This window comes from Celeribacter litoreus (assembly GCF_020165855.1).
Taxonomy (GTDB): Bacteria; Pseudomonadota; Alphaproteobacteria; order Rhodobacterales; family Rhodobacteraceae; genus Celeribacter; species Celeribacter litoreus.
This window is the reverse complement of the sequence record NZ_JAIUFY010000003.1, coordinates 1-9,385: the sequence shown is the minus strand read 5'-3', so window position 1 is coordinate 9,385 and position 9,385 is coordinate 1. Positions and strand designations below refer to the sequence as shown.

The following is a 9,385-nucleotide window of genomic DNA, read 5'->3' as shown; positions in this document are numbered from 1 at the left end:
CGCTCAAGGCGCCGACGAAGGAAAAACCCAAACTTTCCCCGTCAAAATCGACGGGCAGGCCGTGCTGATCGGCCTGTGAGAGGAATTGGTCGAGACCTTCGAGGTCTCGGCTTCTATGAACCATTGGCTTCACGATGGTTCTCTGCGGGGAGCGATAGAGGCACCCCATACGGCTCGCTGAAACGGTTCGAAGACCTAGGGTGCGGCGTTTGCTCGTTCCGTCGTGCTCTAGGTCTGAGGGCTGGAGATATTTCCTAACATCGATGCATTTAAAAACGCGGTGCGTTCTGGCTTTGAACCTCGGAGGCGCATGCCTTTTCTTCGTGCGCTCGTTGCGCAATTCTCATGTCGTCGAGAGTAATCGTTGGCATCTTGCTCAAAAACAGGTAGTGCTGTTCGTAACCTCATTATCGTTGATCAGAGCATGAACGCCGACCCCAAATCGCCCACATCTGGAAAGCCGAGACGTACGCAGGCCGAGCGTTCGCAGGAAACGCGGAATAAGGTCTGCGAAGCGACGCTCAAGGCGCTTGTTGAGGTTGGCTATGAGCAAATCTCAACGACTCTGATCGCGCAGAAGGCAAATGTGTCGCGGGGGGCGCTCACCCACCAATTCCCGACCCGCAACGATATGCTCGTCGCGGCATTCGAGCGATTGGTCGAGGGATGGCGCGACGGCTATCCTTTTAGCCTCGACCCTGACAAAACGCAGCTCAAAGTCGATGAGCTGATCGACGCACTCTGGCAGAATATTTTTGCGGACGGTCGCTATATCGCTGCGATGGAACTGATGCTCGCTGCGCGCCAAGACAACGACCTCGGGCATGCGTTGCGCGATATTCTCGTGTCGTGGATCCGCAAACGCGACCGGATTACCGTTCGTCTTGTGGGCGGAAATGTCGATGACGCCGAGGCCGAATTGAGGGTCCAGTTGCACCTGTCTGTGCTCCGCGGAATCGCGATGCACCAGAGCTTTGATTCCGATCCCGAAACCGCGAACAAGCTCATCGACCTGTGGAAACGGATCGCACAGAAAGCGTGATTTCTGCTGAAATCCGAACTTACAGACATCAATGCCTATAAATTGGGCTGATGTATAAATTCAACATTTCAATGGCTTAATTTGATCTCTCTGAGGTTTTTTACCTTTTTCGGGCGTCAAAGAGGGTTTTCGAAACACGAGTTGTTGATTTACGAACAGTGCTGACCGTATGATGCGGACAGTCCTGTTCGCAAGTTGTCATATGGCCCGCGAACGGGTTGCAGAGACCGCCCGAACACACGGGCCATAACAGGGAATACAAAATGACCATGAAAACGCTCCTTGGCACCATCGCAGGCTTCGGCCTCGTCGCAGCTCCGGCCTTCGCGACCAACTGGGATCTGTCGAGCGAATATCCGGCTGGCTCCCTCCAAGGGCAGACTGCTGACTTCTTCGCAGCAGCCGTGGCAGAGAAAACCGGTGGCGAAATTGAAGTGACTGTGCACCACGGTGCTGCGCTCGGCTACAAGAGCGTCGATAACTTCGACGCGGTTGGTGACGGCGCGCTTCAGGCAGCGTCCTCTGCGTTCGTGTTCTGGACCGGTATCGATCCGATCTTCCAACTGTCGTCGCTGCCGTTCCTCGCTCCGACGGCTGACGATGTGCATGACCTCTACGACCTCGCGAAGCCCGAATATGAAAAAGTGCTCGAAGGCAACAACCAGATGCTGCTCCTCGCGACGCCGTGGCCGTCCTCCGGTCTTTGGGGCAACGAGGCGTTCACCTCCACCGCTGATCTCGAGGGCGTGAAAGTGCGCACCTACGATGTCGCCTCCACCGAGACGATGAAGAACGCTGGCGCCTTCCCGATCCAGATTTCCTGGGCCGACGTTCCGGCACAGCTGTCGACGAACGCAATCGACGCTGTTCTGACCTCTCCGAACGGTGGTGTGGGCGTCCAGATGTGGGAACTGCAGTCCAACTTCACCAATGTGAACTACGCCTCCTCCCTGCAGGCGATCCACCTCAACCTCGACGCTTGGGAAGACCTGAGCGAAGAGCAGCAGGCAGCAGTCGCACAAGCAGCCGCAGAGGCTGAAGACTTCGGCTGGGGCCTTCTCGCGGATGCGACCGCGAAGGATTTCGACACGATGCGCGCCAACGGCATGACTGTGACCGAAGAAATCCCGGCAGACTTCTCTGCGGCGCTGACCGCTGCGGCGCAGCCGTTCATTGATCAATGGATTGAAGCCACGGGTGAACGTGCGCAATCCATCATGGAAGCCTACGCGAACCGCTAACTCTTCCCCAACTTGCGCGGGCGGTCCTCCCTGCTGCCCGCGCATTTATTTTTCAGGAGCTTCGCATGACCCGTTTCTACTCAGGCGTTTTTGCCATCTCGCGACTGGCGGCTGTCGTTGCCGCATGTGCGCTGGTCTATATGGTCGGCCATATCGCCTATGAGATCATCCTGCGGAGCTTTTTCGCCACGTCCACCTTCGTCCTCGATGAGTTCGTCGGATACGGCATCGGTATCTGTGTAATCTGGTCTTTGGGCTACGTGCTCGAACATGGCGATCTGATCCGCGTGGGCCTTGTGCTCGACCGTCTGCCGCTTCGTGCGCAGCATTTGATGACGGCCGCAGCGGCGCTCACCGCTTGTGCCATGTCTGCGGGCCTCACATGGATGTTCTGGATCCGCGTTGCGCGCGCTTGGTCGCGTGGAACGGTGTCTTCTTCTGTGGCCGCTGTGCCGACCTGGATTCCCGAAGGCGCAATCATGGTCGGACTGGCGCTCTTCTCATTGGCTGCGCTGTCTCATGGGTTGCGTCATATCACCGGGCATCCGTCGCCCGCCCCCGACACACCTCTCGCGACGCCCGTCGAATAACCCGCGCATCATCGGAGAACTCACATGGACACGCTCCTCACCGCGGCCGCGACGCTGGCCTTTCTTCTTGTATTCCTCGGTCTCGGCGTTTGGGTCTTTATCTCGCTGGCGCTCGTCGCCACGGCTGCGCTGTTCTTCCTGAATGGCATGGACCTGTCGCGGATCGGCTCCATCGCCGCCGGCATCATCTACCGCTATTCCACGAGCTGGGAGCTCTCCGCGATCCCGATGTTCATCTGGATGGGGGAGATCATCTTCCGCACCGATATCTCGACGCGCCTCTTCCGTGGGCTGTCGCCGTTTGTGGATTATATTCCCGGACGACTGCTGCACACCAACGTCTTGGGCTGCACCCTTTTCGCCGCTGTCTCCGGTTCCTCGCCCGCAACCACCGCGACCGTCGGGCGGATCACCACACGCGAACTGGGTGCGCGCGGCTATGACGACCGCCTCTCGCTCGGCTCGCTTGCCGGTGCTGGTAGCCTCGGCCTGCTGATTCCGCCATCCATCGTGATGATCGTCTACGGCATCCTTGCCGAGCAATCGATTTCGCGCCTCTTTGCCGCCGGTGTTCTGCCGGGCCTGATGATCACCGCGCTCTATTCCAGCTACATCATGATCCGCACCAAGATGAATCCGGCGCTCGTCCCGACGACGCGCGAAACGCGGAGCGCGATGGATTTTGTGCGGGCGATCTGGGATCTCATGCCGCTGATCGTTCTGATGACCATCGTGCTCGGGTCGATCTACACCGGCATCGCCACCCCGTCCGAGGCCGCCGCCGTCGGTGTGATCGCTGCCATCGTCATCGCCGCTGTCACGCGCCAACTGTCTCTCAACCTGCTGCGCGACACACTCATGGGCGCACTGCGGACCTCGACGATGGTGTGCTCCATCCTGATCACCGCCGCGTTTATGTCCACGGCCATCGGCTATCTCCATATCCCTGCGGATGTTGCGGACGGCATCGCATCGCTCAACCTGCCGCCTTGGGGCCTCTTGGTCGTGCTCTCGCTGTTCTACCTCGGCCTCGGCTTCTTCCTCGACGGCACGTCTATCGTGGTGATGAGCCTTCCGATCTCTCTGCCGCTCGCGTTGCAGGCTGGTTTCGATCCGATCTGGTTTGGCGTCTACCTCGTGCTCATGGTCGAGATGGCGCAGGTGACCCCGCCCGTTGGCTTCAACCTCTTCGTCTTGCAGGGCATCTCCGGCCGGTCCATCGGCTACGTTGCCCGCGCCGCTGCGCCGTTCTTCGTGCTGATGCTCATCGGTGTCGCTCTGCTGGCTGTCTTCCCCGAGATCGCCCTATGGCTCCCGAACTTCTTCTATGGATAAGACAATGACTTCTCTCGCCACGTCTGCTGACTATCTGGCGCCACTCCTGCGCGCCCAGTCCCAGCTCAACCAACCGCACACCCTGTTTCGGGCTGTCCAAGATGCCTGTGAAGCACGGTTCGGTTTCCGCTTTCTGACCGTTCTCAAGAACTTGCCCGGCACCGGAAACGTCATGCGAATGCACAGCTCAGAGGCGGACTATCCGACCGGAGCGCTGAAACCCATGGGCCTGACCGAGTGGGGCAAGATCGTTCTCGATGGCGGTCAGAGCTGGCTTGGGAACTCGCGCGAAGACGTGCTCTGGGCCTTTCCTGATGCCGAATTGATCCTCTCGAAAGGTTGCGAGGCCTGCGCCTGTGCGCCCGTGAGATGGGCAGGCCGTTGTGTCGGTGTTCTGTCGCTCAACGCCGAACGCGACGCCTATTCCCCCGAAGACATGGTCGACATGACCTTGATCGCGCAGACGCTTGCGCCCGCGCTGATCTAAACCCGAAAGGAAGACCACGATGACCACCCTCCTGATCAAGAACGCCCGCATCGTCGACGGCACCTCCACCGAGCCTACCGAGCCGATGCAGATCGCCATCGAGAATGATCGCATTCGTGAAGTCGCGCCGGAAGTGTCCTTTGACGCCGAGGAAGTGCTCGATCTCGAGGGTCTGACGGTCATGCCCGGTCTGATCGACTGCCACGTGCACACCATCGCATCGACCGCAAACCTCGGCCTCAATGCGTCGCTTCCGTCGTCTCTGGTGGCGGCGCGCGCGTCGACGCTGATGCGGGACATGATCATGCGCGGCTTTACGACCGTGCGCGATTTGGGTGGGGCGGATCGCGGTCTCCAACTCGCGGTCGAGGAGGGGCATTTCACCGCTCCGCGTCTGGTGATCTGTGGCAAGGCGCTGTCGCAAACCGGCGGGCATACGGACTACCGCGGCCCTTATGATAACCGCGATGTGTCGTGGTATGCTCAGACGCTCGGGACGCTTGGCCGGATTTGTGACGGCAAGCCCGAACTGATGCGCGCTGCGCGCGAAGAACTCAAAGGCGGCGCCCAGTTCCTCAAGGTCATGGCCGATGGCGGCGTCTCCTCTCCGTCCGACCCGATTGGCTACCTCGTGTTCTCGGTCGAGGAACTGACGGCTCTGGTGGAGATCGCGAACGGATTTGGCACCTATGTCTCCGCACACCTCTATGACGACAAGGCGATTGTCCGCGCGCTTGATTGCGGGATCACCTGCATCGAGCACGGCAACCTGATCGGCGACGACACCATTCAACGCGTCGCGCGAGAGGGGGCCTTTGTCGTTCCGACCAACATCACCTACGACCTGCTCGCCCGCAAAGGCGCAGAATTCGGTTTGCCGCCGGAGTCCGTCGCCAAAGTTGCCGACGTGCGCGAGGCAGGGCTGGAACGTGTGGTGAAACTCCACGAAGCGGGTGTCACGATGGGCTATGGCTCCGACCTGCTCGGTGGGATGCAGAGCGAACAGTCGGGCGAATTCCCGTTGCGCGGTCGCTATATCCCCGCAGATGCCGTTATCCGTTCGGCAACTGTGGATGCGGCGAAAGTGCTTCGCATGGAAGGCGAAGTCGGTGTCATCGCTCCGGGCGCCTATGCCGATATCATTGCTGTGGACGGGAACCCGCTCGACAATCTCGACCTGCTCACAGGGCAGGGCGCGCATATGCCGCTCATCATGCAAGGCGGTCGCGCGATTAAGAAAGCAGCAAGCCTCTAAACGAAAAACGCCCCTGCGCGAAGTCCGCACGGGCGTTCATTAATCGCGCACACGATCTTCGAAATCGCTCTGCACCTTCGCGGGTGCGGAGCTTTCTTATGCTGGAAATCAGCCGCATACGAACCCGCATTGGCAGTGGCTCCACCACAAAAGGGCGGCCATAAATTCAGTGTCTTGCTGAGGGGATATGGTAGCGGAGGAGGCTACCGTACCCCTTTCTCGGAATTTCTCGAATTATTTCTAAATGTCTAATAATTATTGGTATTTAGTGAATTCATGTTATCGTCTCTTCTCATCGGAATCCACGTTTTTTCGGTCCAAAGTGTGGGAAAGATGATGGGAAGAGATTTGGAGTTTTCACCATATGCCGCGCCTAACCGTTAAGTCTGTCGCCAAGATTGATGAGCCTGGAATGTATGGCGACGGGCAGGGGCTCTATCTGAGGGTCGGAGCCGGAGGTGCGAAGTCATGGGTGCTTCGACAATGGTTCACGGTCGCCGACAAGATTTAGGTCTTGGGTCGGCCTCACTGGTTTCTCTCGCTGAGGCGCGGGAAGAGGCACATGAGCTTCGGAAAGTCGCGCGATCCGGTGGAGATCCGAAGGCAATTCGTGACAAGGCTCGCGTTTTGACCTTCGAGGACGCTGCCCGCGCCAAGCTCAAGGAGCTGGAGCCGACTTGGAAGAACGCGGGTCATGGAAAGCGTTGACTCTCTTCTCTCGAAGCCTATGCCTTCCCCTTCATCGGAGATCGTCAAATCCAGACGCTTGGAACAGCGGACGTTCTGATCGTTCTCCCGCCGATTTGGGCCTCGAAGAACGACACCGCACGACGAGTGAAGCAGCGCATGTCCGTGATCTTTGATTGGGCGAAAGGGAAAGGGCATTACGCCAACGAGAACCCGGTCAATGGCGTGGACCGTGTTTTGCCGCCTGTGAAGAAGCGGGCGGAGCATATGCCCGCGTTGCCATGGGGCGACGTCCCGTCCTTCTTTGCCGATCTCGGAGAGCGTGAGGGCGTTTCCGCACGGTGCCTTTCTTTCCTCATCCTGACCTGCGTCCGGTCGAGCGAAGCGCGTGGCGCGCGCTGGAGCGAGATTAAGGGCGATGTGTGGGAGATACCCGCTGAACGGATGAAGGCGGGTGTGGCGCACCGTGTGCCGCTCTGTGCGGGCGCTCTGGACGTGCTGGAGCAGGTTCGGGGCCTAGATGAAGAATTGATCTTTCCGAGTGCCCAGCGCGGCCCGAGAAGCCCAGCGCGCCAAATGTCCGACGCGGTTTTCAAACGTCTCCAGGATCGAATGGGACGCGAGGGATTTACCGTACACGGGTTTAGGTCGTCTTTCAGGGATTGGTGCAGCTAGAGCGCACATGCGGATCGTGAAGTGGCCGAGGCTGCATTGGCACACTCCGTCGGCAAAAAGGTCGAACAAGCCTATGCGCGGAGCGACCTGTTTGAGCGTAGGAAGAGTGTGATGGACGCTTGGGGGCGTTTCGTCACCCAACAGGTCGGTGAAGTTGTGGAGCTCGTAAGATTATGAGTGGACAAAGTGACGAAGAGAATTGGGAAGAGTTTTGGGACAAGCTCGAGTTGGAAGAATTCGAGGACGGATTGGATCGGGACCGCTGGCGCCTCGGATTGTTGATAGATGTTCTGGCTTGGGTCTGTCGCCAAAAAGGTAGAGACATTGCTGAGATTGACTTGGATGGGTGGCCGGATGGGTTTGAGGTCTGGCATGATGAAAAACTTGCTGCTCTCGCCATGAAAGACCCCCGAATTTTCCAAGCGGCACGCCTTCAAGTGTCAGATATATTTCATAATTTCGCTTGTGAATACAGGCATCCTGAAGAGCTTAGCCCGGAGAATTGGAAGTTTTTTAGAAAGATTTTGACCCAAGATGCGCCGCCTACGCGTGGGCCGTCTGGCGACCACTTGGCGCGAGACGTTCTCATTTGTCAGATATTTTATTGGGCTAGTGAAGATGCAGATTGGGTTGATGGGTTTGGCGAGGCTTATCGAGTAACAAAGTACTCCCACCGATTGTCTGAAGAGCTTAACAAGCATCCGATACTCTCGGAGTGTGACGCCGCTGTCCTTTCACCAGAGACGATCCGTGCTGTCTTGAAAAAAGGAGACGGTGATTTTGGCTGGATAAAACCCCGCCAACTCCTGTCTGACCTCGAATGGCCCGAGGATTGACGCTGTTCTCGATAATGCTTTCGCAGTTTCTCTGTGTTGGATCGTAAACGCGAAAATCGGGTGATCTCTTTTTCAACTTTGCTTCGTTGGATTACAGGTTCGGCTCAATAGTTCTCGCACTTTTCTAATGTTCAAAAGGTGCGACATGACGCAAATCACGGAAACACAAACTAAGAGCCTCACTCGAAAACTTCTGTCTGTCAAAGAGGTGTCGGAGATCACGGGAGTCGGGGTTTCGACTATCTGGCGCAATGCGAAACTCGGAACCTTTCCTGCCCCTATTGCGGTCTGCGGGATGAAAAGGTGGCGCGTTCGGGACATTGAACGGCTCATTGCTTCTCAGGCTTGAGGGCGGTGCCATGTATCAGAACGAGAAAGCTCCGGCCCGCTGTGGTAAAGTTGGCATGGGGCGGGAAAGCGCGTTTGATATACCAGCGCTTACTTCCCGAATAGCAGAAGTTCCATCCCGCGACAAATCGCATCAAGAGACAGACGAAAATTACCATGGCGTAATTGCGCGGGAAGGCGATCGGCGCGTGATCACCTGTCGCGATGGCATCCAATGGATTTTGCAACGCCGGAGGCGCTCGGAGAGGGCGGCTGGAGTGCGGTGGGTTGCTGTCGGCTATTTCCTCTCCCGAGACGCACTAATCGCCAGCTGGCGCAAAGGAACGGGCACCACGTCCGAAGCCTTGAACGGCCTGCCCAAAATCTGTGGGCGGCAGTCAATCTCCGAACAAAAGAATTCGTGACCCTTTCTACGTAGTGAGAGGGTTGTTTTTGTGGTCGGTTGTATGACGGCGGCGCAAAGGCAATATGGCATACCGTGGGGCGAGATCGCATTCCAAGGGCAGTCCGAAAGGCCGAAGCCTGATCTCTGGCGCAACGTCTATTGTGTCAAAAGTAGCGGCTAACTGTACGGCAGAGACGTATGACCGTTCGGGCCCGTTGCGAGGGGCTGGCTCCGAAGAGCAAGTAACATTCGTAAGGGCATAGGGACTACCTCAGTTTTTACTGGGGCTAGTCGTCCTATGCCCGAAGCTCAGGGCTTCACCAAATAGCAAATAGGCTGGTAGGTAAAGCAAGATCGCCTTGGCTACGAACCTTGGCTGCGTCTGGATCGAAAGTCGACAGATGGCAGGTAGCGAAATTTAAGCGAAATGGGCGTATTCCGTTGAAAAACGCGCGCTTGATTGGCGTGTGAGATGCTGATTCAATTCTTCCAACGGACGGGAGG

9 protein-coding genes and 2 pseudogenes are annotated in these 9,385 nt (G+C 57.8%); 10 read left to right on the top strand and 1 reads right to left on the bottom strand.

Going from position 1 to position 9,385, the window contains the following annotated elements; genetic code table 11:
* The first annotated feature begins 424 nt into the window (after nucleotides 1–424).
* The 10 genes and pseudogenes from LA304_RS01740 to LA304_RS01700 all read left to right on the top strand — a co-directional run bounded on the left by LA304_RS01740 (nucleotide 425) and on the right by LA304_RS01700 (nucleotide 8,148).
* Nucleotides 425–1,042 carry a TetR/AcrR family transcriptional regulator gene (locus tag LA304_RS01740; RefSeq protein ID WP_224501403.1) on the top strand — a complete coding sequence of 206 codons (618 nt, stop codon included), beginning with the start codon at nucleotides 425–427 and terminating at the stop codon, nucleotides 1,040–1,042.
* A 263-nt stretch (nucleotides 1,043–1,305) separates the two neighbouring features.
* A complete protein-coding gene (locus LA304_RS01735) occupies nucleotides 1,306–2,283 on the top strand; it encodes a TRAP transporter substrate-binding protein (protein ID WP_224501402.1) in 978 nt (325 codons plus the stop codon).
* A 65-nt stretch (nucleotides 2,284–2,348) separates the two neighbouring features.
* Nucleotides 2,349–2,873, top strand: coding sequence for a TRAP transporter small permease subunit (locus LA304_RS01730; protein WP_224501401.1), 525 nt, complete (start codon nucleotides 2,349–2,351; stop codon nucleotides 2,871–2,873).
* Nucleotides 2,874–2,897: 24 nt separating this feature from the next.
* The gene (locus tag LA304_RS01725; protein WP_224501400.1) at nucleotides 2,898–4,208 is read left to right on the top strand and encodes a TRAP transporter large permease; all 1,311 of its coding nucleotides are present in this window, start codon (nucleotides 2,898–2,900) and stop codon (nucleotides 4,206–4,208) included.
* A 4-nt stretch (nucleotides 4,209–4,212) separates the two neighbouring features.
* Nucleotides 4,213–4,695, top strand: a complete 483-nt coding sequence (locus LA304_RS01720; protein WP_224501399.1) for a GAF domain-containing protein — start codon at nucleotides 4,213–4,215, stop codon at nucleotides 4,693–4,695.
* A 19-nt stretch (nucleotides 4,696–4,714) separates the two neighbouring features.
* Nucleotides 4,715–5,950, top strand: a complete 1,236-nt coding sequence (locus tag LA304_RS01715) for a metal-dependent hydrolase family protein (RefSeq protein WP_224501398.1) — start codon at nucleotides 4,715–4,717, stop codon at nucleotides 5,948–5,950.
* Nucleotides 5,951–6,314: 364 nt separating this feature from the next.
* Nucleotides 6,315–6,658: pseudogene (locus LA304_RS01710) on the top strand (Arm DNA-binding domain-containing protein).
* 15 nt (nucleotides 6,659–6,673) lie between these two features.
* Nucleotides 6,674–6,841: pseudogene (locus tag LA304_RS17920) on the top strand (phage integrase central domain-containing protein); the annotation flags it as partial.
* Nucleotides 6,842–6,904: 63 nt separating this feature from the next.
* Entirely contained in the window at nucleotides 6,905–7,312 is a 408-nt protein-coding gene (locus tag LA304_RS01705) for a tyrosine-type recombinase/integrase (RefSeq protein WP_396022168.1), read from the top strand.
* A 173-nt stretch (nucleotides 7,313–7,485) separates the two neighbouring features.
* On the top strand, nucleotides 7,486–8,148 hold the full coding sequence (locus tag LA304_RS01700; RefSeq protein ID WP_224501395.1) for a hypothetical protein: 663 nt from the start codon (nucleotides 7,486–7,488) through the stop codon (nucleotides 8,146–8,148).
* Between the two features lie 1,050 nt (nucleotides 8,149–9,198).
* Here LA304_RS01700 and LA304_RS01695 read toward each other — a convergent pair.
* On the bottom strand, nucleotides 9,199–9,385 hold a 187-nt coding region (locus LA304_RS01695; RefSeq protein WP_224501394.1), incomplete at its 5' end, for a hypothetical protein.

Excerpts from the sequence above, each read along its gene's own strand:
- LA304_RS01740 (WP_224501403.1), top strand. The coding sequence starts at position 425 with ATGAACGCCGACCCCAAATCGCCCACATCTGGAAAGCCGAGACGTACG.
- LA304_RS01735 (WP_224501402.1), top strand. The coding sequence starts at position 1,306 with ATGACCATGAAAACGCTCCTTGGCACCATCGCAGGCTTCGGCCTCGTC.
- LA304_RS01730 (WP_224501401.1), top strand. The coding sequence starts at position 2,349 with ATGACCCGTTTCTACTCAGGCGTTTTTGCCATCTCGCGACTGGCGGCT.
- LA304_RS01725 (WP_224501400.1), top strand. The coding sequence starts at position 2,898 with ATGGACACGCTCCTCACCGCGGCCGCGACGCTGGCCTTTCTTCTTGTA.
- LA304_RS01720 (WP_224501399.1), top strand. The coding sequence starts at position 4,213 with ATGACTTCTCTCGCCACGTCTGCTGACTATCTGGCGCCACTCCTGCGC.
- LA304_RS01715 (WP_224501398.1), top strand. The coding sequence starts at position 4,715 with ATGACCACCCTCCTGATCAAGAACGCCCGCATCGTCGACGGCACCTCC.
- LA304_RS01705 (WP_396022168.1), top strand. The coding sequence starts at position 6,905 with ATGCCCGCGTTGCCATGGGGCGACGTCCCGTCCTTCTTTGCCGATCTC.
- LA304_RS01700 (WP_224501395.1), top strand. The coding sequence starts at position 7,486 with ATGAGTGGACAAAGTGACGAAGAGAATTGGGAAGAGTTTTGGGACAAG.